Origin of the sequence: Nostoc sp. UIC 10630 (assembly GCF_010747425.1) — a bacterium.
Lineage (GTDB): Bacteria > Cyanobacteriota > Cyanobacteriia > Cyanobacteriales > Nostocaceae > Nostoc.
Map to the genome: position 1 here is coordinate 1 of NZ_JAAGOG010000130.1, position 24,236 is coordinate 24,236.

22 protein-coding genes are annotated in these 24,236 nt (G+C 41.1%); 12 read left to right on the forward strand and 10 right to left on the reverse strand.

Annotated features, from left to right (window positions below):
- Positions 1 to 170 precede the first annotated feature (170 nt).
- A complete protein-coding gene (ctpC, locus tag G1O98_RS25295) occupies positions 171 to 1,454 on the forward strand; it encodes a carboxyl-terminal processing protease CtpC (protein WP_163933518.1) in 1,284 nt (427 codons plus the stop codon).
- A gap of 78 nt (positions 1,455 to 1,532) precedes the next feature.
- On the opposite strand, the gene G1O98_RS25300 is transcribed toward ctpC, so the two are convergent.
- Positions 1,533 to 1,718 carry a transposase gene (locus G1O98_RS25300; RefSeq protein WP_163933522.1) on the reverse strand — a complete coding sequence of 62 codons (186 nt, stop codon included), beginning with the start codon at positions 1,716 to 1,718 and terminating at the stop codon, positions 1,533 to 1,535.
- A gap of 281 nt (positions 1,719 to 1,999) precedes the next feature.
- Here G1O98_RS25300 and G1O98_RS25305 point away from each other — a divergent pair, with 281 nt between their 5' ends.
- A complete protein-coding gene (locus G1O98_RS25305) occupies positions 2,000 to 2,497 on the forward strand; it encodes a DUF6174 domain-containing protein (RefSeq protein WP_163933525.1) in 498 nt (165 codons plus the stop codon).
- A 319-nt stretch (positions 2,498 to 2,816) separates the two neighbouring features.
- Complete coding sequence (locus G1O98_RS25310) at positions 2,817 to 3,656, forward strand: DNA/RNA non-specific endonuclease (protein ID WP_163933528.1); 840 nt, start codon at positions 2,817 to 2,819, stop codon at positions 3,654 to 3,656.
- 80 nt (positions 3,657 to 3,736) lie between these two features.
- Here G1O98_RS25310 and G1O98_RS25315 read toward each other — a convergent pair whose 3' ends face one another.
- Together G1O98_RS25315 and G1O98_RS25320 are read right to left on the reverse strand one after the other, a co-directional pair.
- Positions 3,737 to 4,129 carry a nuclease A inhibitor family protein gene (locus G1O98_RS25315; RefSeq protein WP_167306217.1) on the reverse strand — a complete coding sequence of 131 codons (393 nt, stop codon included), beginning with the start codon at positions 4,127 to 4,129 and terminating at the stop codon, positions 3,737 to 3,739.
- Positions 4,130 to 4,268: 139 nt separating this feature from the next.
- Positions 4,269 to 5,165 carry a prohibitin family protein gene (locus G1O98_RS25320; protein WP_163933535.1) on the reverse strand — a complete coding sequence of 299 codons (897 nt, stop codon included), beginning with the start codon at positions 5,163 to 5,165 and terminating at the stop codon, positions 4,269 to 4,271.
- 311 nt (positions 5,166 to 5,476) lie between these two features.
- Between G1O98_RS25320 and G1O98_RS25325 the strand changes: the two genes are divergently transcribed.
- Together G1O98_RS25325 and G1O98_RS25330 are read left to right on the forward strand one after the other, a co-directional pair.
- Positions 5,477 to 6,262, forward strand: coding sequence for a DUF4058 family protein (locus G1O98_RS25325; RefSeq protein ID WP_163933537.1), 786 nt, complete (start codon positions 5,477 to 5,479; stop codon positions 6,260 to 6,262).
- A gap of 182 nt (positions 6,263 to 6,444) precedes the next feature.
- Positions 6,445 to 6,921, forward strand: coding sequence for a hypothetical protein (locus G1O98_RS25330; RefSeq protein ID WP_163933540.1), 477 nt, complete (start codon positions 6,445 to 6,447; stop codon positions 6,919 to 6,921).
- Positions 6,922 to 6,974: 53 nt separating this feature from the next.
- On the opposite strand, the gene G1O98_RS25335 is transcribed toward G1O98_RS25330, so the two are convergent.
- Positions 6,975 to 9,023: an elongation factor G gene (locus G1O98_RS25335; protein WP_163933544.1), complete on the reverse strand. Its 2,049-nt coding sequence runs from the start codon at positions 9,021 to 9,023 to the stop codon at positions 6,975 to 6,977.
- Positions 9,024 to 9,481: 458 nt separating this feature from the next.
- Between G1O98_RS25335 and G1O98_RS25340 the strand changes: the two genes are divergently transcribed.
- The 3 genes from G1O98_RS25340 to G1O98_RS25350 all read left to right on the forward strand — a co-directional run bounded on the left by G1O98_RS25340 (position 9,482) and on the right by G1O98_RS25350 (position 11,661).
- The gene (locus tag G1O98_RS25340) at positions 9,482 to 10,405 is read left to right on the forward strand and encodes a tetratricopeptide repeat protein (RefSeq protein WP_163933548.1); all 924 of its coding nucleotides are present in this window, start codon (positions 9,482 to 9,484) and stop codon (positions 10,403 to 10,405) included.
- 86 nt (positions 10,406 to 10,491) lie between these two features.
- Positions 10,492 to 11,040 carry a phosphate-starvation-inducible PsiE family protein gene (locus G1O98_RS25345; protein WP_163933551.1) on the forward strand — a complete coding sequence of 183 codons (549 nt, stop codon included), beginning with the start codon at positions 10,492 to 10,494 and terminating at the stop codon, positions 11,038 to 11,040.
- 375 nt (positions 11,041 to 11,415) lie between these two features.
- Positions 11,416 to 11,661, forward strand: a complete 246-nt coding sequence (locus G1O98_RS25350; protein ID WP_163933554.1) for a hypothetical protein — start codon at positions 11,416 to 11,418, stop codon at positions 11,659 to 11,661.
- Positions 11,662 to 11,792: 131 nt separating this feature from the next.
- Here G1O98_RS25350 and G1O98_RS25355 read toward each other — a convergent pair whose 3' ends face one another.
- The 3 genes from G1O98_RS25355 to trpS all read right to left on the reverse strand — a co-directional run bounded on the left by G1O98_RS25355 (position 11,793) and on the right by trpS (position 14,747).
- Positions 11,793 to 12,629 carry an Rpn family recombination-promoting nuclease/putative transposase gene (locus tag G1O98_RS25355; RefSeq protein WP_163933557.1) on the reverse strand — a complete coding sequence of 279 codons (837 nt, stop codon included), beginning with the start codon at positions 12,627 to 12,629 and terminating at the stop codon, positions 11,793 to 11,795.
- Between the two features lie 128 nt (positions 12,630 to 12,757).
- Positions 12,758 to 13,678, reverse strand: coding sequence for a methylenetetrahydrofolate reductase (locus G1O98_RS25360; protein WP_163933560.1), 921 nt, complete (start codon positions 13,676 to 13,678; stop codon positions 12,758 to 12,760).
- A gap of 58 nt (positions 13,679 to 13,736) precedes the next feature.
- Positions 13,737 to 14,747, reverse strand: a complete 1,011-nt coding sequence (gene trpS / locus G1O98_RS25365; RefSeq protein ID WP_163933563.1) for a tryptophan--tRNA ligase — start codon at positions 14,745 to 14,747, stop codon at positions 13,737 to 13,739.
- A 177-nt stretch (positions 14,748 to 14,924) separates the two neighbouring features.
- Here trpS and G1O98_RS39470 point away from each other — a divergent pair, with 177 nt between their 5' ends.
- Positions 14,925 to 15,077 (forward strand): hypothetical protein, encoded by a 153-nt coding sequence (locus G1O98_RS39470; protein ID WP_207794508.1) that lies wholly within the window; start codon positions 14,925 to 14,927, stop codon positions 15,075 to 15,077.
- Between the two features lie 16 nt (positions 15,078 to 15,093).
- A complete protein-coding gene (locus G1O98_RS25370; RefSeq protein WP_163933567.1) occupies positions 15,094 to 15,999 on the forward strand; it encodes an acyl-CoA desaturase in 906 nt (301 codons plus the stop codon).
- A 172-nt stretch (positions 16,000 to 16,171) separates the two neighbouring features.
- On the opposite strand, the gene G1O98_RS25375 is transcribed toward G1O98_RS25370, so the two are convergent.
- A complete protein-coding gene (locus tag G1O98_RS25375) occupies positions 16,172 to 17,305 on the reverse strand; it encodes a class I SAM-dependent methyltransferase (protein ID WP_163933570.1) in 1,134 nt (377 codons plus the stop codon).
- Between the two features lie 544 nt (positions 17,306 to 17,849).
- Between G1O98_RS25375 and G1O98_RS25380 the strand changes: the two genes are divergently transcribed.
- Together G1O98_RS25380 and G1O98_RS25385 are read left to right on the forward strand one after the other, a co-directional pair.
- Positions 17,850 to 19,316 (forward strand): efflux RND transporter periplasmic adaptor subunit, encoded by a 1,467-nt coding sequence (locus G1O98_RS25380; protein ID WP_163933573.1) that lies wholly within the window; start codon positions 17,850 to 17,852, stop codon positions 19,314 to 19,316.
- Positions 19,317 to 19,326: 10 nt separating this feature from the next.
- Positions 19,327 to 20,544, forward strand: a complete 1,218-nt coding sequence (locus tag G1O98_RS25385; protein ID WP_163933576.1) for an ABC transporter permease — start codon at positions 19,327 to 19,329, stop codon at positions 20,542 to 20,544.
- Here the strand turns inward: G1O98_RS25385 and G1O98_RS25390 are convergent.
- On the reverse strand, positions 20,473 to 21,012 hold the full coding sequence (locus G1O98_RS25390; RefSeq protein ID WP_163933579.1) for a response regulator: 540 nt from the start codon (positions 21,010 to 21,012) through the stop codon (positions 20,473 to 20,475). The two genes, G1O98_RS25385 and G1O98_RS25390, sit on opposite strands and share 72 nt — an antisense overlap.
- A gap of 498 nt (positions 21,013 to 21,510) precedes the next feature.
- Positions 21,511 to 23,823, reverse strand: a complete 2,313-nt coding sequence (locus G1O98_RS25395; protein ID WP_163933582.1) for an NACHT domain-containing NTPase — start codon at positions 23,821 to 23,823, stop codon at positions 21,511 to 21,513.
- Positions 23,824 to 24,236: the final 413 nt, after the last annotated feature.

The window sequence follows — 24,236 nt, forward strand, 5'->3', positions numbered from 1 at the left end:
CCCCCATCCCCAATCCCCAATCTTAAAACTTTTGTATTGATAACGACCAAGGTCGCCGGATTGTCAAGTATTTTGTTTAAATTAAGAATACATACTCGGTCTGTACAGTGAAAGCCTGTGTTAGATTGAGCATACTGACTATATATTTTCCCTCTGACGCAGCTGTCATTATGGTGATTACAAAAAGTAGGCTTGTTTTGGGTGCTACGGCGGTGACACTCTCCACGATCGCAGTTACTAGCCTTGGCATTCACTCGCGAGGTCAGGCTTTATTTAAAGCAAGTCCCAAAGAAATAGTAGATGAAGTTTGGCAAATTGTTCAGCGCCAATATGTAGATGGTACTTTCAATCAGGTAGATTGGCAGGCTGTTCGTAAGGAGTACTTAAGCAAGTCCTACAGTAATCCCCAAGAGGCGTATAAGTCTATTCGGGAAATGCTGAAAAAGCTGGAAGATCCATACACCCGTTTTATGGACCCAGCAGAATTCAAAAATATGCAAGTGGACACTTCTGGCGAATTGATCGGGATTGGGATCACTATCAGTCAAGATGAAAAAACTAAGCAGCTGGTTGTAATCGCGCCAATCGAAGACACACCAGCATTTAAAGCTGGCGTTTTGGCAAAAGATGTCATCCTCAAAATCGACAACAAAAGCACCAAGGGGATGGATACTAATCAAGCAGTAGCCCTGATTCGAGGTGAAGCCGGAACGCAAGTTAGCCTAACGATTCAGCGCGACGGTCAGATAAAACAATTAGACATCAAACGGGCGCGGATTGAAATTCATCCAGTTAAATATTCCCAAAAGCAAACTCCAGCAGGTAATCTTGGCTACATTCGCCTGAACCAGTTCAGCGCTAATGCTGGTAAAGAAATGCAAACAGCTATCAAGGATTTAGAAAGCAAAAAGGTAGCTGGATATATTCTGGATCTACGTGGTAATCCTGGTGGCTTACTGTTCTCCAGTGTAGACATTGCCCGGATGTGGATAAATAAAGGTAAGATTGTCTCCACCGTTGAACGCCAAGGAGAGGCAGAAAAAGAAGAGGCAAACGGACGCGCCTTAACGGATAAACCTTTGGTGGTGCTAGTAGATAAAGGTTCAGCTAGTGCGAGTGAAATCCTTTCAGGGGCTTTGAAGGACAACAAGCGTGCTACTTTGGTTGGTACTCAAACCTTTGGTAAAGGACTAGTGCAATCGGTACGTCCCTTAGAAGATGGCTCAGGATTGGCGGTAACAATTGCTCATTACTATACTCCTAATGGTACGGATATTAATCACAAAGGTATTAATCCAGATGTGAAGGTAGAGTTGACCAAAGAGCAGATGCAGGAATTATGGCTCCATGAACGCGATAAACTCGCTACCTTACAAGATCCCCAATTCGCTAAAGCAGTGGAAGTAATAGGTAAAAAGATTGCTGCTAAGGGCACAACCACAGCAGAAAAATGAAGAGTTAAGAATAAAGTTAGGAGTTAGGAGTGAGTAGTAAAGATTTAGGAATAAAAACCATCATTTCTAACTCCTAACTTAAACTGGTTGGCACTTTCCAGCTCTAATAAGTCCGACACGCCGAGCGATCGCTTCTCCTTGCGAACTAAAAGGCCCCCACTGTTCTATAATCTCTAAATCATCGTCGCCCATTTTGTCGCTGGGGACTATTTCGCAATTACCAGCAGAATGCTTGACAATATACCAAGTTTGTGATTCATCCATGCTTGAAACAAAAAATCTGTTTTTTACAGTAAAGATTTTACAGCATAAAAGATTTTACAGCATAGAGAAAAGATTTTCGTACATCTGCGATCGCACCGATTTTCATAAAACTAAGTTACAAGCAATAAATGCGATTGTAAGCGATCGCTGTGGGAAGAATAAATTTGTTATTGTTATTTGATCTTGGCTAACCACTGATGGATTTTAATCAAAAGATAAAGTGTATTTAAACAAGTAGATGAATTAATGTATATAACACTTTTAAAATTAAGTGAATTGATATGCGTTTACCTATCATTATCAGTGCCGGATTATTGCTATCTTTCGGTCTTAACCTACCAGTAATGTCAAAATCTCCCATAGAGATAGCACAATCGCCAACAAAAAATAATAACTTGGATTTAAGGCGATTAAAATTTAATCGCTATTTGTGGAATCAGCAAAATATTTCCAACTATCGCTATACATTTAGTAATGGATGCTTTTGTATACCCGACGCTAGGGGGCCAGTAGTTATTGAAGTCCGTAATGGTCAAACAACTTCCATCACTTCTGTAGCTACAGGTCAAGCAGTTAATCCAGAATTCTTTCAAAACTATAAAACAATTCCTAAGCTGTTTAATGTGATTCAAGATGCTATCAACCGTCAAGCCTACAGCCTGAATGTGAGTTACAGCCCTAAATTCGGCTATCCAACCAAAATTGAGATAGATTACAATAGTCAGATAGCTGATGAAGAAATATATCTCACAATTGAGAATTTTCAGGAAATTAAATAGTCGCAGTTGCAACCATAAAATTAGATATTGAGGCGATCCAGTGCGTAGCTTTCCACTACAGGCATCGCCCTAATTTATCGTGTGAATCAAATTTCTTTAAGAAAAAAGATTGGCATTGCTAATTAAGAGATGCAAAATTTTAAGCCATCACTCATCACAAAAGTGGGTTTTTTGATTGTAAACTCTTATCTAATAAAGATTTTAGGCTATTGTGTCACGACATATTTATCATTAAAAAATATTTTTTTTTGTATCACTGAATACTTGATATTGAAACGAAGAACTTGGACACTGTTTTGGTAATCAAAAGCACAAAAACGTGAAAAAAATCAAGATTTTCAAGTTTCTACTGCCATTTGTAACGGTGGCTTTATTTATAATTGGGTTAGCACAAATTGTACCAGCCCAGTCATCAGTAAGTGTTCACCTAACTCTTGGCAACCCCAGTAATGCTGGAACTTCTAGCCAAAATAACTACTTGTTGGTAAAACCACAATATGTAATTGGTTACAACTGCTCAATAGGTAGACCAAATTGGGTATCTTGGCAGTTAAATAATAGTTGGTTAGGTAGCACACCGAGGCAAGATACTTTTCGGGCTGATACAACACTTCCTTCTGGGTGTTATCAAGTTCAATCCACTGATTTTAGCGGAAGTGGGTTTGATCGCGGTCACATGACACCTAGCGCTGACAGAACTAGTAGTGTTACTAATAATTCTGCAACCTTTTTGATGAGCAATATGATTGCTCAAGCCCCAGATAACAATCAGGGAATTTGGGCAAACTTAGAGGATTATGCCAGAACTTTAGTCGGACAGGGCAAAGAACTCTACATCATATCTGGTGGATATGGGATGGGTGGTACTGGCTCTAACGGAACATTCTATACAATAGCTAATGGACGGGTTCAAGTCCCAAACAGAACCTGGAAAATTATTGTTGTATTGAATACTCCTGGTTCAGGTCTTGCGGGTGTGACAACCAGCACGAGAGTCATTGCTGTCAATATTCCCAACGCCCAAGGGGTACGAACAGCAAATTGGAGAAACTATCGGGTTAGCGTTGACTCATTAGAATCTCTAACTGGATACAATTTTCTCTCGCAAGTTTCAACATCTATTCAGTCTGTCATAGAAGCGCAAGTAGATAATTTATAAGTTTGGATGATTTCATAAATGAGAAAGCCTAGCTGCACAGATGGCTAGGCTTTTATTTGAAGAAATTTCCAACCTGCTTACTAGGTTTCAACCAGTTTTGTTACGACTCCAGCTAAGTCACCGTCTTTAGTTTGTCCGATGATATAAGCGTCAATATTTATTTGTCCAACACGATAAACGCTGATGTCACTAAGATTATCTTTTAGTGCCTGCATAAGTGTTTGAAATCTTTTAACATCTTTTTTCAGTAATTCATTGTGCCACTCTTGCTCAAATGCACAATTACGAAAAAAATAGTCCAACTCTACTACTTCGACTGGCAGGTTTTGAGAACCTGTTAGCTGTAATATCTTCTCCTGGGTTGCAGGTGCTACACCTTTCCATTGAACAACCTCAAAAGGGTAATCTGACTCGCTCATCATTAACAAGCCAGTACTAGCTTCCTTGAGTTTTTCGACAATCTCGCCGCTCATAGTCATCAGTTTCTAGCAACGCTCATACTGTATCATTCAGCCAGCAGCAAAGTGGAAAGCCGAGAGAGAGATACACTAACTATTTATTTTATTTCTAGTAGAAGGAAGCAACACCACAGCGATCGCTAATCAGAAAATTTTAGGGTCTTGAAGTTCCTGCTTCTGGCTGGATCAGAATAGGCGCTCCACCTTTTTCAGAACCAATAATTACAATTTTAGAATTATTTGATTGAGCTAGCTTTTCTGTGGCTTCAATCGCTCGTAATTGTAGCACTTGGTTGGTAAGTCCAACGGAGATAATTTTTTGAGAATCAGCTATACCTTGAGCTTCAATACGCTTTCGTTCTGCCTCTTGACGCTCTCTCTCTAAAACAAATTTCATTTGCTGGTTTTCTTGCTCTGTCTTGAGTTTGTTTTGAATTGCAACTTGTAGAATATCAGGCATTTTGACGTTTCGTAAAAGAGCTTCCTCAACGATGAAACCCAAAGTGGGTATCTCCTGGGTGAGTTGTTGGTCAATTTTTTGGGCGATTTCTTGACGTTTGGTAGAGTAAATCGCACTGGCTGGGTAGTTTGCCGTGATAGCGCGAACAGTAGAGCGGAATCTGGAAATTACCAGTTGTGTTTCATCAGTTCCAATGGTTTTATATACTGTGGCTGCTTTTTGGGGATCGAGCTTGTACTGAAGACTGACATCAAGATTTAGACTCAAACCTTCTTGGGTTGTTACATCTATGTTTTCCTTCAGATCCTTAATGCGAGTGGAAAAATTCAACACTTTGTTAAAGGGGTTCAACAAGTGGACACCAGGATTAAGAGTGCTTTCGGAAACCTCACCAAATAAGTTGACGACACCAATATTGCCTGGTGGGACAATCACCACAAGTCTAGAAATAGAATTCAGTATTGCAATACTGCTAATCAATATCGTAATTGTGCGTATTGCTAAACGCGACTTTTCGCCAGAGATCCTACCTGTATTGAGATAAACGAGGATTCCAATCAGGCTAGTTAGAAGAGAGATTATAAAGCCCATGAGTTTTTTTGTGTGGTTAAGAGGGATATACTTAATCACATAATTCCCAGATGCTTTTATAAAACTTCTCCTCAAGGGCAGCAAGCTATAATTTTGCAGAATTAATTCCTAAAACTCAGTACTGAGTGCTTGACGCTTCGGCTGAAGTAAAAAAAGGATTGTGTACTGTTGCACTGAGGTATTTGCCCCATTTATTGGGGGCGGAACTCTTTGGTCATTGGAAGGTTGATACCCCTTTTAACTCATTACTCTAATCTTCATGGCAGCCCAGATTGTTAGGATAAACAGTAAGAATATTGTTTGCCAAGCTTATGCCTTCACCGTTTCCAGGGATGAACCCCTACTTAGAAAATCCCGAATTCTGGGCTGAAGTTCACAGTCGGTTGATAATTGCGATCGCAGATGTAATTGCTCCTCAACTACGACCCAAATATCGAGTAGCGGTTGAGAAACGAGTATATCAAATGACAGATGAAAATTCTATTCTAGTTGGTATTCCTGATGTGGTTGTCGGACGTTCTTTAACAAACACAGAAAAAGAACCGTCTAATATTGCGATCGCTGCACCGCTTACAAAACCAATAACAGTCAATCTTCCTATTCTAGAAGAAGTGCGAGAAGGATACCTAGAAGTTCGGGAAGTAGCAACTGGAGAAGTTGTCACAGTGATTGAAATTTTGTCACCAAAAAATAAGCGAACTGGTGAAGGAAGAAAGGCATACGAAAGTAAACGTCAGCAAATATTAGGTAGCTTGACTCATCTAATAGAAATAGACTTGTTGCGTGGCGGCGAACCCATGCCAATTTTAGGTAATCAAATTAAGTCAGACTATCGTATTTTGGTAAGTCGGAGTGAATATCGCCCTAAAGCAGAATTATATCCATTTGGACTACAAGAGCAGATTCCCACTTTTTTGTTACCCCTATGTCAGGGTGATACAGAACCATTACTAGACTTACAAGCATTAATACACGGCGTATACGATCGCGCCGGATTTGATTTGGTTATAGATTATAGTAGTGAACCAATTCCGCCCCTTGGAGAAGTTTATTCGGCTTGGGTGAGTGAGTTGTTAAAAGAGCAGTCGTTACGTTAAGTTTGAGTGATTTCCTCTTTCACCCATTGCCTAAATACTCTGAGCGTTAGACTTCTAACTAAGTGCGGCCCAGTTTGACACTTTTTATTAATAAGTGCAAAAACAAGTTTTGTTATTTTAACGAGATTTTAGGGAAAACTAAATCGGTAGCTTCTCTATTACAACAAGATTGAGATATAGTTATGGATTTCAATGGATCAATTTGGACTAAAAACGTAAAACCTTTAAATGGTGAATCTTGGGCTTATCCTGATTACAGAATACCTACTATACATCCAGGCTTAAAGATTTTTGCTTTACATTGGAGAAATTTAAGAGGTAGAGACAAAATAAATGCCAAGACTCCAGAAGAAGGTGAACTGATTATTTTAAGACAACGTGGCAAAGTAACGCACATTGTTCAAATGCTGAATAACCAGCTTTATCCTGATAAAAATCCTGGAGATGAATTTAATATTTATCGTCTTGTTCAAGTAGTTTGGATGACTGATAACTGGGATAATCCTCCAGAAAACGACAAAGTATTTGTTTGTCCTATTCATTTTCCTGCATTTGGAAAAGCAATAAAATTGGAAAAAATACGAGCATTCCGAGAATATTGGAGTACACAAGAATTAACATTTAAACAGCACGTCCAAAGCGTATTAAATATTCATTAATAAAAAGCCCCGCATATTTAAGTGCAGGGCTTTGATTTCAGACAAATCCAAAATTACTTACCGTTGCCGTTACTACCATTGCCATTGCTGTGAATGACGCGTTCAGCGAGTTTTTCCGGCACTTCCTGGAGATGGTCATATTGCCAGTGGAAGGAACCAACGCCGAGAGTGAGCGATCGCAGTTCTACAATAAAATTCTGCATCTCTGCTTGTGGCAAGTATGCCGAAACATTATCCCAGCCTTGCCAATCGTTTCTGCCTTCATAGCCTAAAATTTGCCCCCGTCTACCACTCAACAGTTGCAGCACCTTGGAGGTAAATTCGCTCGGTGTAGTCACTTCTACCCGCAGAATTGGTTCTAACAGCGTAGGTTCTGCTTGGGGTATCCCCGTTTGCATTGCTAATCGCGCAGCTTGCTTAAAGGCTTGTTCGGAACTATCAACGTTGTGATACGAACCATTAGTCAGAGTTACCGCTAAATCCACTATTGGGAAGCCCAAAGGCCCATGTGTGAGAAATTCCCGCACGCCCATTTCCACACCAGGAATGTACTGTTTAGGAACCACGCCGCCGACGATAGTTTCATTAAAGTTGAAACCTGTACCGCGTGGTAAAGGCTTGATATCGAGAAAAACATCACCAAACTGTCCATGACCACCGCTTTGGTGCTTGTAGCGACCATGAACTGAAGCCACCGTTTTGCGAATGGTTTCTTTGTAAGGCACTTGCGGTAAATGGGTTGTCATCGGCAAGTTATATTTGCGGCGCAGTCTGTCTAAGGTAACTTGTAAATGAATCTCACCTTGACCCCACAGAATTACTTCGTGAGTATCGCCGTGTTGTTCCCAAGCAAGTGAACAGTCTTCTTCTAATAACTTGGTAATGGCACTGCTGAGTTTTACTTCATCGTTGCGCTTTTCTGGTGTAATGGCGAGGGCATACACAGGTTCCAACTGTGTGGCTTTGGGTAATTCTATTGCAGACTGTTGTTCTATAGAGATTGTATCGCCTGTCTTAATTCCTTCTAAACGGCTTAATGCAACAATTTCACCAGCACTAACTTGGTTAACTATCTGCTGTTGTTGTCCCATAAGGCGGTAAATTCCACCAGTGCGAATGCCATTGAGGACAATGCCATCAGTTAATTTGCCCCGCCAAACACGCACGAGAGAGAGTTTACCACCCTGGGGAGTGTAATAAGTTTTTAATACCTGCGCTAGAGGTGTATCACCTTTGATGTTTTTTAAGCGACGTTCTGCTGTAGTTTCTGGTTCAGGTGCTTCCCGTAACAAGGCTTCTAATAGAGGTCTAACACCATAATCCTGTTCTGCCACACCAAAAAAAACGGGCACTACTAAATCTGCCCCTAATTCCATTTTTAAATCTTTGAGGATTTCCTCTTGGGGTGGTTCGATATCTTCTAAAAGTTCTTCGAGTAAATGGTCGTCAAAATTTGCTAAGGCTTCGAGCATTTCTGCCCGTGCTTCATGTTCTTCTTCTTTTAAACTTTCGGGGAAGGGGATGGGGTCAGCAGGTGCGCCTGGATGATATTGATACGCCTGTTCACTCACCATATCGATAAAGCCGATGAGTTGTTCCCCGTTCATGATGGGATATTGATGCGCTACCAGGGGGCGGCTAGATACTGCTTTCAGGGCGTGTAACGTTTCTAGAACGTGAATATTTGCCCGATCCATTTTGTTGACGAAGACGAGATGGGGAATTTCCCAATCGTCGAGGAATTTAAATAGAGGGGCGAGGGTGAGGACGCGATCGCGGATGGGTTCGCAAACTACAATTGCCGCATCAACTCCCATTAAAGCATTGTACGTTTCTTGGGCAAATTCTACACTTCCCGGACAGTCAATAAAAGTAAAGCGAATGCCGTTATACTCAGTGCTAGCGGCGCTGACTTCTACACTCATGTGGCGATCGCGCGACTCGGCAGCACTATCTCCCACTGTATTGCTGTCTTTAACGCTGCCTTTACGAGAAATTGCCCCTGTGACAAATAACAAGCTTTCTAGTAAAGTGGTTTTTCCACTTAAATAAGGCCCGACAATTGCAACATTCCGCGAACCCGATTTTACTTTTTCGTTCATAAAATCCTCCTTGCGGTAAGTCTTTTATAACCGCATGATTCTTTATATATCAAGGGTTGAAGAAGAATCCAGCTATTCTGAATGGGCTAAACGCCCCGCTAGCGCTAACAGGATTCGGAATCAAGACAGTAGCGAGTCCGCGAGCGTCTTAAACCGATTGATTCATCCACCAGCGATGCACTGAGCTTGTCGAAGTTTCGTACAGAATTCACCCTGAATTCTGGCTCCTGACTCCTGAATTCTATATTGATCAAAAAATGGTTCTCTGGAGTCAAAATTACCCTTCTTTAATTTGTTATTATCCTCCTTTTAATCGAAAGTTAAAAAAATTGTAGCCTGTCGTAAGATTTAGCTTAATAAAAGTTAATCTTAGTCAAGATTAATAGCGAATCTAAAATTTTTGTAAATAACTTTTTATGAAGTAAATTTAACTGAAAGTGTTGCGAATCAGAAAATCAATGAGATTATCATTTTCTAAATATCCCATAGCAGGGTTAGTCAGTTTGACTTTGTTGGTTGTTAGCATTCCCTCCCCTTCTCTTTCTCTCTCTGAGTCTGTCCCTTCAAAGCTGGCACAATCTAATGGGAAAACAGCCATAGACTGGCTAAACCAAGGTTTACAGGCAATTCAGGCGGGCAAAGTAAAAGATGCGATCGCAGCCTTTAAACAAGCAGCCAAGTTAGATCCAACATTAGCACCAGCGTACTATAATTTAGGGCTAGCGTACCGACAAACAGGACAATTACAACCCTCTGCGGACGCATTTTATCGAGCGACGCAAGCCGATCCGAAATTTGCTCCAGCTTTTGCTAATTTAGGTGGTGCGCTATTAGAAGGCAATAATTTACAGTTAGCTAACGATTATTTGCAACGAGCGTTAGAACTCGATCCAAAATTGGGATTTGCCCACTATAATTTTGGGTTAGTAAGAGAGCAACAAGGAGATTGTGAGAAAGCGATCGCATCTTTTAAAAAAGCCATAGAATATAGCAAAAATGCACCGGAGCCTCCTTACCATATAGGGATGTGTTATCTTCAACAAGGCAAACTCGATCAAGCAAGGGATGCCTTTAATCAGGCTATAAAAATTAATCCGAAATATCCAGAAGCTTACTACAATCTCGGTTCAATTTGGTTTCAGCAAAACAAGTTAAAAGAAGCATTAGAGGCTTTTAGAAAATCAGCCGAAGCTAACTCTAACTATCCCAATGCTTATTATGGTGCAGGGTTAGTTTTTATGCAGTTACAGCAATATGGGGATGCAGTACAAGTATTGCAATTTGCTAGAGATTTATATAATGCTCAGAAGAATCCTCAGTGGGCGAAAAATGCCGAGCAATTGTTGCAACAAGCACAAAATTTAAATTACAAACCTCGCTGAGGCGCAAACGCTTAATATTGCATAACATAAAACTATTGGGCTGACTCGCTGGTGTTGTCTGAACTTGTCCCGATTGGAAAATGTACATGCAAAAGCGCCAGAAAAGTCGATTTTTATTTAGCGATCGCTGGCTTGATCGGCACTCAATTGTTCGCAACATGGAAGCCTTTCAAGACTTGATTGTGATTGTCTTGTGTTTAGGTTTATTCGCCGTCATGCTGATCCAATTGTGGGGAATAGCTATCGCCCTCACGCAGCCACTAGACTATAAACACGTGACTGCAAAAATACTATTTGTGTTAATTTTAGTCGAGTTATTTCGACTATTAATGGTCTACTTGCAAGAACATAGTATCTCTGTGGGAGTAGCAGTTGAGGTAACAATTGTATCCCTGCTGCGAGAAATAGTAGTTCATGGAGCGCTGGAAATTTCTTGGGTTAATACGCTTGCAATTTGTGGTTTGTTATTTGTTCTGGGTGGACTACTTGTAGTCTGTGCTAAAACTCCACACATGGATTGTATGAGCGCTAACACTAAGTTTTGTCCGGTTGTGTATAGAGGAGGTAGAGAACGGCAAAATGATTTGGAATTCCAGTATTCACGTCAATGTGATGAAAATAAACCGCTTGGCTAAATTCTAATGAAAATAGGGAGTGGGGAGATGAGGTAGAATTTTCTTCCTTGTCTGTCCTATTTCCTGATTTATCTATAGGACTACTATTTGATTTTTGAAAAAATTCAGTACAACTCAAACAGGCTTATTGATTTTTACTTATTGCCTGTTGCCTCATTAATTTAAAGGGTTCCATCAGTAAAGGAAAAACGAGATTGGATAAGGCTGAGGTAATTGGAAAGCGATATCTACGACGGGCTACGCCTACGCACTGGATACTATAATCTACACTCGCAAGGTACTTCCGACGTATTGAAATATACTCTTTTTGGAAGATGAATCGCTCTTTAAGGATGAGTATAAAGTTAATTAGAAATTCTAAAAGAGGATCAAGCAATGGCTACAAATACAGGTAACGGACAGTCTCAAATAGCGATTAGCGACTTGGAGTATGATTTTGTCACTGTGTTGCACAACAAAGCTGAAGCCGTTAAAGCTTACGATACCTACATCAAAGATGCAGAGCAAGTAGGTTCTCAGCCTTGTGTAGAGTTGTTCCAAAAATTGCGCCAATCTGATATTGAACACGCACAAGAGATTCGCCAACATCTACAGCAAGTGCTGCAACACGGTAAGATGTAACCCAGGTTTTAACTGCGCCTACGCACTTTACGTAAAAACTTTATTAAGTGATATCTTGCACACTTTGCTTAAGAAATATATAGCACAGTGTTTCCAGAGATAAAGCGCAATACTCGGACAATCGCCCACTATCAGCCAGACTGATTCTGGGCTACTTGCTGTACTTGCGCCACCGTTAAATCGAGAGCCACCGCCACTTGTTCTACACTCAACCCCAATGCCAATAACCGGGGAATAGCTTCTAACTTAGCTTCCTGTTTACCTTCCTGTCTACCTTCCTGTCTACCTTCCTGTCTACCTTCCTCCAAGCCATCTTGCTTGATAGATTGATACATCCTTGTTTTTTTGAATTCGTCGTCTATACCCAACATTTCTGCTAACTCCTCTCGGCTTAACCGGGTAAATTTGTACAACAGGATAGTCTCTATCAATTCTACAATTTGCTTCCTGCTTGCTTCATCCGCTAGTTGTTGCCTTGCTTGTAAAATCAATTCTCTACCTTTGTCAACGGCTGTCTCTTCTCTTTCGATAATTAATTTAACGATCGCAACTTGAAGTGAGTTATCCGTCGTATCCAATTCATCTAGATAAATGCGTTGCACTTGGGAACTGTTTAGCAGCAATTGATACGGTAGTTGATCGCTTGGATCTAAACTTCGTTGTGGATAGATGACGACAGCACGCCAAAAATTGACTGATTCGTTTTGACGCAAGTAAAGAAAGATTTCGGCAAAGAAGCGTCTATAAAAAGTCGGGTCTAATTGAAACTGGACTTCAACAAAGTAGAGTGGTTGATTTGTAGTTTCAGTTGTGGGCATAAATACCCCATCAATCCTAAAAGCCGTTTCTTTTAGTTCGACTGAAACAAATTGATATGCGTTGACGTTGACAGTATTATCGCCAATTATTGCAAAAAATATACTAGGGAAAGATTGAAATAAGCTATAAAATATTTTGTCAGTTTGCACTTGGATTTAGTCAAGCGTAAATTGGATATTCAAAGTTTATCAAAAATTGTGTATACGCATCTGATTACGCATTAAAAAAAGCAGATAGTAACCATCATCTGCTTTAATTAAAAAACCCATTATCTCATTTATTTGGATACCAATTGATTAACTGGAGCAATCCCAGCCAAATCTAAAATTGGTGCGATCGCATCTTCCCGCTTTACTGCCATCAGATGGACACCTTGACACAATTGCCGTGCTATCTGCACTTGTTCGGCTGCAATTTTTATCCCTTCCTCAAAAGGCTCTTTGGCTTTTGCCAATCTATCAATAATATGTTGGGGAATATTGACACCCGGAACACATCTATTAATAAACTGAGCATTTTTTGCCGATTTTAACAAGAAAATTCCTGCCAAAATCGGTTTTTTATAGCCAGAGGCAATGGTATCCATAAACTTTTCTAGACGCTCAAAATCGGTAATCAACTGACTTTGAAAAAATTGCGCTCCGGCTTCGATTTTGCGTTCAAATCGACTTTGTAAACCCGACCAACTTTTACATTGCGGATCTACTGCTGCACCAACAAATAAATCTAGCGCTCCATCAGTCAAGGGTTTTTCGTTGCAATCAACGCCTTGATTCATCTTTCGAATTAGTTGCAGCAGTCGCACCGCTTCTAAGTCAAACACTGCTTTGGCATCTGGATGATCGCCTGCTTTTACTGGGTCGCCAGTCAAAGCTAAAATATTACGGATACCTAAAGCATGAGCGCCCATTAAATCAGCTTGTAAAGCAATGCGGTTGCGATCGCGGCAAGCAACTTGACAGATCGGCTCTATACCATTTTGTGACAAAATCACCGACGCGAGTAACGAAGACATCCGTAACACTGCGCGGCTACCATCAGTAACATTGACAGCATGAACCCTTCCCTTAAGAGTCGCCGCCATTTGAATCATGTGCGCTGGATTTCCCCCTTTCGGGGGTGCTACCTCGGCGGTAACTAGAAATTCACCTGCTTGTACAGCTCTACGGAAGGCTGTGGGGCTATGGGTGTGATACATAAAATTAAGAATTTCAATTTCTTAAATGGTATAGCAAATCACACCTAAAAGCGAAAACTTAGAGAGGAAGCGAGTAGCCTAAAGCAGCTTTTACTTGTGATAAAGTTTGATTTGCGATCGCTCTAGCTTTTTCCCCTCCATCCCGCAATACAGACTCCAAATAACTTTTATCTGCCGTTACCGAGTGATATTTTTCTTGGATTGGTTTCAAGGACTCAATAATTGTGTCTGTCAACAATGGCTTGAATTGTCCCCAGCCCATATCCTGGCACTCAACTGCTACATCTTCCTTTCTCTTCCCAGAAAGCAATGTATACAGCGTCAACAAATTATTACACTCTGGACGTGCTGGATCGTCGAAAGTCAGCCCACGAATCGGATCGGTTTTACAACGCTTAATCTTGTATTGAATCTGTTCGGGTGAATCGAGCAAACTGATTCGGCTTAACTCTGAAGGATCGGACTTCGACATTTTGCGTGTACCATCCGCTAAACTCATCACCCTTGCCCCTTCCTTACGAATCAAAGGGTCTGGTAACTTTAGAACTGGTTGATCTGGTTTACCAAATTGGTGATTTAACCGAGCTGCAATATCCCTTGTCAATTCCAAGTGTTGCTTTTGGTCTTCACCCACTGGTACTTTATCCGCTTGGTAAAGCAAAATATCAGCCGCCATCAAGACTGGGTAATCCAACAAACCTGCACTCACATTTTCTCCCTGTTTAACAGCTTTTTCCTTAAACTGGATCATGTCTTGCAGCCAGTTTAGAGGTGTAATGCAGTTGAGCAACCAGGTGAGTTCACTGTGGGCTGAAACGTGAGATTGTACAAAGATAGTGGAGTGATTTAAATCAAGACCACAAGCTAGATAGAGAGCAGCAAGAGTGTAGGTATCAGCTGCCAACTGTTTTGGGTCGTGTGGCACTGTAATCGCGTGCAAATCAGCCACAAAGAGGTAATTTTCGTATTCACTCTGACCTTCTACCCAGTTGCGAATGGCTCCTAAGTAGTTACCTAGATGGTAATTGCCCGTTGGTTGAACTCCAGAAAGAACACGTTGCTTGCCCATAAATTTCAACTAAGTTATCTCAAATCTGCGCTAATAAAGTCGCTTCTCTACGAGACGCTGCGCGAATGCGCCTACGCAAAACTCATTTAATTTTGACATTTTCCAGGTCAACTCGCTGTTACGGGATTAGAGATTTTAACTCAAATCCGATTGCTATAGAACCTCTTCAGTGGTTTTTTGCCATTGCTTGTGTTTGAAACTGCTTTTCATATTGCAAGCGAATTGTGCCAAGATATGCGTGTAAGTACTAACGCTGACAAGGGTGGGCGTTCTGCTGTCCGCAAGCTTGACTGCGGCAAAGATGTGGTGCATTTTTATTTTGAAGCTTAAGGACGTTAGAAGACTAATGAAGCAGTACTCTCATCTCACGATTATTTCTTACATACTAGGCCCTACTTTGATCGTGGTGAGTCATTTAGGATCATTACTGATTATTGTTACTGGCTTATCGTGGGGTGCTGTTTTGTGGGCCGTGTTGTTATATGTAATACGAATGCTTGCAACTACTGGCATCTATCATAGGCTACTCACCCACAATAGCTACCAGGCTCCAACCTCAGTTCTATGCGTTGGAAGCATCGTGGCTGCTTCAGCCGGACAGATGGGGCCAAGTTGGTGGAAAGCTCACCACATGGAGCATCATCAATACTCAGATCAGGAAAAAGATCCTCATTCTCCCTATATGCCTTTCAAGGGGATCAAAGGATTCTGGTGGTCTCAAGCTGGATGGCTATTCTCTCCACAGTTTTTTCCCTCAAAACTTCCCACTGATGTTGAGAGTAATGTGGTTTTGAAGATTGTTGATCGTTTGCACTTCATTCCCACCTTTGCTCTTGGTGCGTTCTCATACTACATTGGTGGAGTTGAATATCTCGGCGCTTTTTTCCTCAGCACGACTGTCCTCTTCCACTGTGTCGCCACCGTCAATTCACTCAGCCACATACTGGGCGAGCAACCGTTCAAAACTAATGATTACAGTCGGAACCATTGGCTCGTAGCATTTCTAACCTTGGGTGAAGGCTGGCATAATCTTCATCATGCATTCCAGGGGTCAGCCCGGCATGGCATAACCGTGCGAGAAGGCCGGGTTGCCTATCTTCCAGACCCAACATTTTGGTTCATTAAAATCCTTGAGTTCTTGAAGCTAGCGTCAAAGATTAGAGTGCCTTCTGAACCAGAACTTATTGCTCGCGCCAGAAACCGCAACTTTCAAAACTCAGTGTTCAAAGCAAAAGAAAAGACATCCGTCTGATATTTTGGTTGACAGATGGCTCAGAAAAAAAGTCTGTTCCTTGCCGTTTCAGTCAAGAATCTAAGGATTTAACTAGCTGAAGATGTTTTTGTGAAAAAAGCATCTTCAGCTAGTTAAATAAGGAAAGGCAGGATGTTCATCCCCGATGAGGGAAAACACTAGCTTTGTCCAGTTAAGCATGAACCATTAAAAATTGACCATTACCATTATATTCTCCATCACAACTAGCAAAATTACGAATAAACCATATCAAATAAAACCTCCATATCCGGCGAAACTTGGCATAGTCTATGCCATAGTTTAATGTTTTTATTGTTGCCTGATTGTCGTCAAAATTTTGTAACCAGTTAGCTAGTGTTTTAGAGTAATTAGAGCCATTAAGATACCATCTTTGAATTGTTTTGAGGTCTTCTTGATGACTTGGAACTGCATCGTAATTCCAGTAACGACCGTGCGGAAAAATATATTTGTGGGTGTAAACGCTAGACATATTGTTAGGGATGCGGACTGTAATAATGTGAATTAAAACTTTGCCATCATCCTTCAAAAACGAAGCTAATTTTTTAAAGGCTGCCGTTAAGTTACCAACATGACAAAAAACACCAATCGAGAGAATTTTATCAAACTTTATCTCGAAATTTGCATTATTCAAATCACCTTCATATAGGGTAAACCGATCTGAACTGAGATAACTCTCAGGATCTTGCATTTTGCGGCGGATATATTCGCATTGCTCGTGGCTCAAATTAAGAGCCGTAAATTTGACATTGGGGAACCTAGAAAGAATGTAATTAGGAACACATCCCCACCCGCACCCAAAGTCTAAGATATTGTCTCCGTCCTTGATGTCTAGTTTTTCAATCACATCATCAATCATCTGCATCTGGGATTGCTCAAGGTTTAATGCTCCTTTTTCCCACAATCCCATGCTGTACTTAGGATAAATGAGTTTCCCGTCCCCCAACATAGTATTCAGCATGGCTTGAGGCAAGTCGTACTGAATTTTCATTAATTCCTGCGATCCTTCGGCGAGATGGTCAGTTTCTTTTAATACCCATTCATACGGTGCTAGTAGGGATGGGAAATACTGAAAGAAAATTGGCATACAGGTATCGAAAAGCGATTCTAGAACGGAATCAGGAACTTCTAATCCGTTGATATAAGCTTCTGCTACTGCCATCTGAACTGTGTTAACTACCTCAACCGCCCCACGAGTTACTTGGTATGCAAATGGACTCTTAATATTTATATCTCCCACAATAGGGATATGCTTTTCTATTTCTTCCAGCAGGGTACTAGCAGTCATACTCATACTCCTAACAAGCATTAAAATAATGCTACATGAGTATAATAATTAGATTTTTTTAGCTTTTTAACACCAAAACGTAAGAAGTTGTAACATGCATTTAGGAATATTTATCTCCAACACACCTGATGCCACTTTAACTTGATAAAAGGTAAGGGTAGCAAAGGCAAACGTCCTATAACTTGGCATTAACTGCGTTTATTTCTCATAATTGTTTGAGATCAGGGTGTTATTCGCTCAACTCATTTCCGTTTCTAGTAGCAGTTGGTTGCGATCGCTATTCTGATATATGTTGGGTTACGCAAAGCCTTCACCCCACCTATTTTAAACAGAAATGATATAAAGTCACCCATTCAGGTGAAGGCATACAGAGATGTAACGCTTATCATGAAGTAATATTAAGCAACTATAAAGCTAATTATGCGTCTAGTTGTTAGCTTTTTAATAAAGATTTAATCGAAAAATTTTAACAATTCCCCATTCCTGTACTCGCCCTTTAACTACAGGCTACTCCCATAAAGCAAGATTAATTAGGCTTTTAGATATGGCTACGCACATAGAAATTCCTGTTATTGGCAAAGTTAAGTATCCATTTCGCTGGTTGATGGGGCTGATAACAGGGGGTGTTTTGGTTGTTGGTACGATCACAACCTACACCCTGATGAATCAAGGGAAAAAAGAAGATATTGCTCAATTAACTGTGCCAGTGGCGGCGAAAAACGTCACATTGAGAATTACAGCTAGCGGTAAAGTCGTACCAGTTCAGAGCGTAAATATTAGTCCGAAGAACCCCGGAGTGCTATCGCAATTATATGTACAACAAGGCGATCGCATTCAACAAGGGCAAATTCTTGCGCGCATGGATAGTGCGAGTATTGAGGCTCAAAGAAGCCAGTACCGTGCTAACTTAGCCCAAAGTCAAGCACAATTAGCCGAAGCCGTTGCTGGTAGTCGTCCTCAAGAAATCGCTCAAGCAAAAGCGCGGTTAGCACAAGCTCAAGCCCAGCTAGCCCAAGCTAGGGCTGGTAATCGTCCCCAAGAGATTGCTCAATCTCAATCCCAAGTGGATGCGGCTCAAGCAAAGGTGAATTACACCAGCGAACAAGTAAAGCGCTACCAATACTTATATAAAGAGGGAGCAGAGAAAAAACAATTACTCGATCAAGCCATCAGCGAAGACAAGAGTGCTAGAGCCAGTTTAGAAGAAGCTAAAAAACGATTGTCGTTAGTCCAAAGTGGGACTCGGACTGAGGAAATCGACCAACGTCAAGCAGCTGTTAATGAAGCACGGGCAGCATTGGTACTGTTAGAAGATGGTACTCGTTCTGAGGAAATTGTCCAGCGTCAAGCGGCTGTAGCCAGTGCTGAAGCTCAATTGAAGGGTGTGCAAGTGCAGTTGGAAGATACAATTATTCGCGCTCCGCTTTCGGGAATTGTGACGCAAAAATATGCAGAACCGGGTGCTTTTGTGACACCCACCACTTCTGCTTCTACTAGTGCGTCGGCAACTTCTAGTTCAATTGTCGCCGTAGCACGCGGTTTAGAAATATTAGCTCAAGTTCCTGAAGCTGATATTGGCAGAATTAAACCGGGACAGCAGGTGGAAATTGTCGCTGATGCTTATCCCGATCAAGTCTTTAAAGGTCATGTGCGCCTGATTGCTCCAGAAGCAGTGGTGGAACAAGGTGTGACATCCTTCCAGGTGCGGGTTGCTCTTGATACTGGTACAGATAAACTGCGTTCTGGCTTAAATGTGGATCTGACTTTTTTAGGCGATCGCGTCAATAATGCCTTGGTTTTACCAACGGTGTCAATTGTCACCGAAAATGGTCAAACTGGTGTACTTGTACCTGATGCAAATAATAAACCACAGTTCCGCGAAATTACAGTTGGGGCACAGATTCAAAACCAAACTCAGATATTAGGGGGAGTTAAAGAAGGCGATCGCGTTTTTGTTAATCCACCCAAAGACTACAAAATCGAGAAGGCGAAAGAAAAGAATAATTCGTAATTATTAAGACATGAATTTTTTAGAAAGTGTCCAAATGGCGGGTAAAACCCTGCTGTCAAATAAGCTGCGTAGTGCCCTGACGATGTTGGGTATCGTTATTGGTAATGCCTCAGTGATTGCCATGATTGGCATTGGCGAAGGTGGGCAAAAGTACGTCAATAAACAGCTAGAGTCATTAGGGCCAAATGTGCTGTTTATACTGCCAGGTAATCAAGAAACTCAGCGTATCTCCTTTGAAGTGCCAAAAACTCTGGTGTTACAAGATGCCGATGCGATCGCTTCTCAAGTACCAACAGTAGTAGGAGTTGCGCCAGAGTTAAACAGGAGACAGGTAGTTACATATAGCAACCGAAACACTGATGTCAACATCATTGGTACAACTCCCAGCTTCTTATCAGTGCGGGATTTTGAAACTGCTAAAGGCAGATTTTTTAGCGAGGTAGACATTAAGCGAAATAACCAAGTCGTTGTCTTAGGCGGAGACTTGGCAGAAAAACTATTCGGTAATAGTAACGCTATTGGTCAGCAATTGCGAATTGGAAATACTAGCTTTCAAGTGATTGGGACATTAATAGCCAAAGGTTCCAGCGTCGGAGCAGATTATGATGATGCTGCGCTCATACCAATCACAACCTCAGCAAACCGACTTGTGGGAAAGAATTCTCCTTATGGTATTGCTTTAGATTATCTCGTTGCTGCCGCTCGTGATTCCGAGAGCGTGGATGCAGCAGAATTTCAAATTGCTAATTTGCTGCGTCTGCGGCACAAAATTAATGGTGAAGATGACTTTACTATCCGCTCTCAAAAGGATGCTTTGCAAACTGTCGGTCAAATCACAGGTGCATTGACAATTATGCTAGCAGCGATCGCAGGGATATCATTGTTTGTCGGCGGTATAGGCATTATGAATATTATGCTTGTCTCCGTCACCGAACGTACCCAAGAAATCGGATTGAGGAAAGCGATTGGGGCAACTGAGCAAGATATTTTGCTACAGTTCATTATTGAGGCAGTAATAGTTTCCGCCGCTGGTGGTTTAGTTGGGACTGCGGTTGGTATCAGTGGCATTCTATTAGTAGGAGCCTTGACTCCCTTAGAAGCAAGTCTTTCGCCTGTAGCAATTACTATGGCAGTTGGTGTCTCTGGTGGTATTGGTTTATTCTTTGGTGTTGTTCCTGCACGTCGCGCTGCTAAACTCGACCCGATTGTGGCTTTGAGAAGTGCTTAGTAATACAGTAGGTTTTTGTAAAACTAGTAGTTCGGGGCAAAATTTTTCTGCTACATCTCCTTGTACTTGATTTCTAATCATAGAAACAAATTTGTCAAGGTCGAATGGTTTAAGTAAATATTCTTCAAACTCTACATTGGGAATGAGGTCGTGAGTACCTGTGGTAGATGTTGAAGTCACAATGATTGGAATATGATTTCCATTATCTGCTTCCATCGCAGTCAATGTATTTAGTAATGTATAAATACTTTCACCCAAGAACCTAATTTCACAGACAAGGATGTTGGGTGTAAACCAACTCAAGATTTCTAAAGCTTCTTTTACTGAACCAGCAGTAATCACATTTGCACTCTGATCTTCGAGTAAAAATGCGTACAAATCTCTACTATCGCGATCGTTATCTACAACGAGTACTTGTACACCCTTGAGTATCCCAGCCGCCAAGCAAAAGCCATTGATTAAATTCATAACAACACCTGCGATGAGGGATTTAAGTGCAAAGTGGACTGAAAAATCCGTAGTAGAGACGCGAAATTGCACTGGGCTACGCTAACCCCTGGCTACCCTAACGCGTCTCTACTGTATTAGGTCAAAAGGTGCATTTGTTGAAAATGGGGCATTGGTCATTGCAAGAGAGATTTTCCCGATTTCTGCAAGAAGTCTATTGAAAACAGCTAAAAGCAGATTTTGGCTCAATATAAGAGTATTCAACAAAGAAAAGTACCGAAAGAAGGATTTTTGCTATAAATCAAACCGAAAAACTTTCTTTTTGTAATATCGCAAAGCATTGTTTGATTTTCTAAGTTAGTTGATTAACTACGATATAAAACGTAATAAATCTCACCCTCAATCCCTCTCCTTAGCAAGAAGAAGGAGATTATTTACCTTACTCAAATATGGGGTGATGCTCAGACTGTATTGCATCGAAGTGAGAACCATCATAAAATTAACCAAAAGTATTAAGTATTATTGCCATTCCCTATCCTCAAGTTCCTTTTGAGGTAATAATAAGGTGGCTTCAATTTCTCGCCTGATAGCAGCCGTCACTTCACAATTACTATGCAGACAATCGAGTAGTAATTTATTGGCATCGTAGTATCGTTGCAAAACTTGCTGTTGTTCATCGTTAAACTGCCACTGGTGATTAATATTGCGATAATTAATGACCGTCATCTTTAATTGTTCAGCCCAGGCTGAATAGTTTGTCTGTCCCCATAGCCTAAGCCGTTCTTGATTTTGACGAGAACTTGGTAATTGGTCAGAGAGTTGTTGCAGAGATTTATGAAGTCCAACATCCAGAACTATACCCAAAATGTTTGAGAGAGCATCTCCACAGACGTGGATGTGGGCAAAGTCCTGGCTCCCATCAATTGCACATTCGACCAGCAGGTCATCTAAAGCCGTATCCAGAAACATTCCCTGGTCGAGGCTGCTGGCTAGGGCAAAGTGAGAAGCTATGTGAGGAGTCCGACTTAAGGCAAGATAAAAGGCTCGAGTTGTCGCCTCTTTTGGTTGGCTGGGAATAGTGCGAGATTTTTGGCTGGCCCAGGTCAAAAATTCTTGTAAATAAGGGTCTTGGCCAACTAGTGCATCAATCTGTTGCTTCATCAACTGTACTAAAGAGTCTGCACTGCGGAGCATGGTAGCTGTTAACAAGAAAATTTCGTGCCAGTGCGGGTCTGTAATGTGACTAACTAATCCTTCTAAAGCTTCCCCAAATGCCTCTAAATTATGACTGGCAACGATTTTTCTTGCTGTGAAGTATTCTTGAAACGCCAGATAGGAGAAGGAAAAAATTCCCCGCGCCCGTTCTGCTAGTAGCCCATGTTGAGCCTCGATCGCTTTCAGTGCTGCTTCACTTTCTATTTGCAGTTCTTCGGCATCCATTGGTGCTTTGGTCAGATTCTGAATATACTCACCAATGTATTGCTCAACGATGCGTTGCTCAAAAAAGTACTGACCTTGCTCAAATGTCGCTGCTGCAATCTGACTCAATAACTTGAGCTTTTGTGGTAATAAAAACCCTCGGTAAACTTCATCACGTTCAATGCCTTTGGCTTCATCCCATTTGCCCAATAGAAGGTCTAAACCTTGCTTATAAAAGTCAGTCCGCTTAGTCGGAAATTTTTCTTGAGCGTGAAACACCCAGCAAGCAAGATGCAGAAATAGGGGTGTAACTACAAGTTGGCGAAATTGCCAGTTTTCATCTAATTCCAACTTCTCAATAAACTGAACGGACAGTGCTTGACCGTCTTGAATGTTGGTTTTGGTAAAGGCCACAAACCATTTTTGGGCAAAGGCGATGATTTGTTCTGAGGTAAACGGAGCAATTTCAACATCGGTAAAGCCTCGGAGTCTGAGTTTTTGAGATGCTGTTCGACAGGCTGCCACAAACTGATTTTTGTGATACTTTTCTGAAAACCTGCGAATTTCGCTTAAGACAGTATTGCTTTGTTGGTTAAGAATTTCATCCATACCGTCAAGCAAAATTAAGACTCTGCCTGCATTAAGCAAAGTTTCTATGGCTGAGGAATCGGAAATTCCAGATGTGAGGAACTCCTGGCGGATGTATTTTAATAGGCTGAACTCGTTGGTGATTTTAGATTCTTCAGCAAAATTTCTCAGGGTGATGAAGATCGGAACTAAGTTCCCTGCAAATGTGCCTTGGTTACATTGAATGGCGAGATATTGTAAAAAGGTGGTTTTACCTACCCCAGGTTTGCCTAGTACCCTGAGCTTAGAGTATGTTTCAACTGCCTGTGTACCAGGTATCTGGTTTTGATCGGCATCACCTAAGCCAAAACGGTCAAATAGTTTGGGATCTAGGTTTTGCAGCGCAGTGATTTCTAACCACTGTTGACTGGCAATTTCCTCCAAAATATTCACATCTATATATATGTCATCGATCGCAACGGGACGGCTGATATCCAATAACTGCAAAATCCCACACTGGTATTGAATTTTGTCGAAGCGTTGCGATCGCACTTTTTCCACCAAGCCATCAATATCCAGCACAGGTGTCCGGCCGTATTCTTCTATTTCCATGAATTCTGCCGGTGGATTGCTAACAATCTCCCGCCAATTCAGTTCTAATACAGAACAAATTTCAATAAAAGTATGACGCTCAACTGGACGACCACTAAAAAATCGCCAAATCGGTTGTCTAGTCTTGAGGTTAACTTCGGCTGACAAATTGTCTTGAGTCCACCCCTTGAGAGCAAATGCTCTTTTAGCCTGTTCAATACCGATGAGTGACGCTTGGAGCGATCGCTTGACCATAGACAAAAACTCTGCTATTCAAATCATTGACTTTAACTTTTATTAATATCTGCAATCATATAGCTTTTGTGTGATAAGACCATTCTACTCGTTTAAAGTTATACAAAATCCCAGAGATACTCTCAGTTTTTTAAAGTTTTGTGTTGAAATCAAACGTTATACACTTATCTTATACATTTCAAGCTTTCGGTAATACCTGAATTCAAATACTTATCTGTAATGCTTAAGTAGAAGTTGAAGGGTTATTTAGCAATTACTTACTTGATTATGGTTCATAGTTGCACTATATAGATATCATCTCAATCTCTCTATGTATCCATAAGTTTTAGCAACATGAATTGCTAATTTTTTCTATTGTTACATTTTTGCTTATTGACTCCACTTCTAATAAAAAACATGAGTTTATTGTCAAT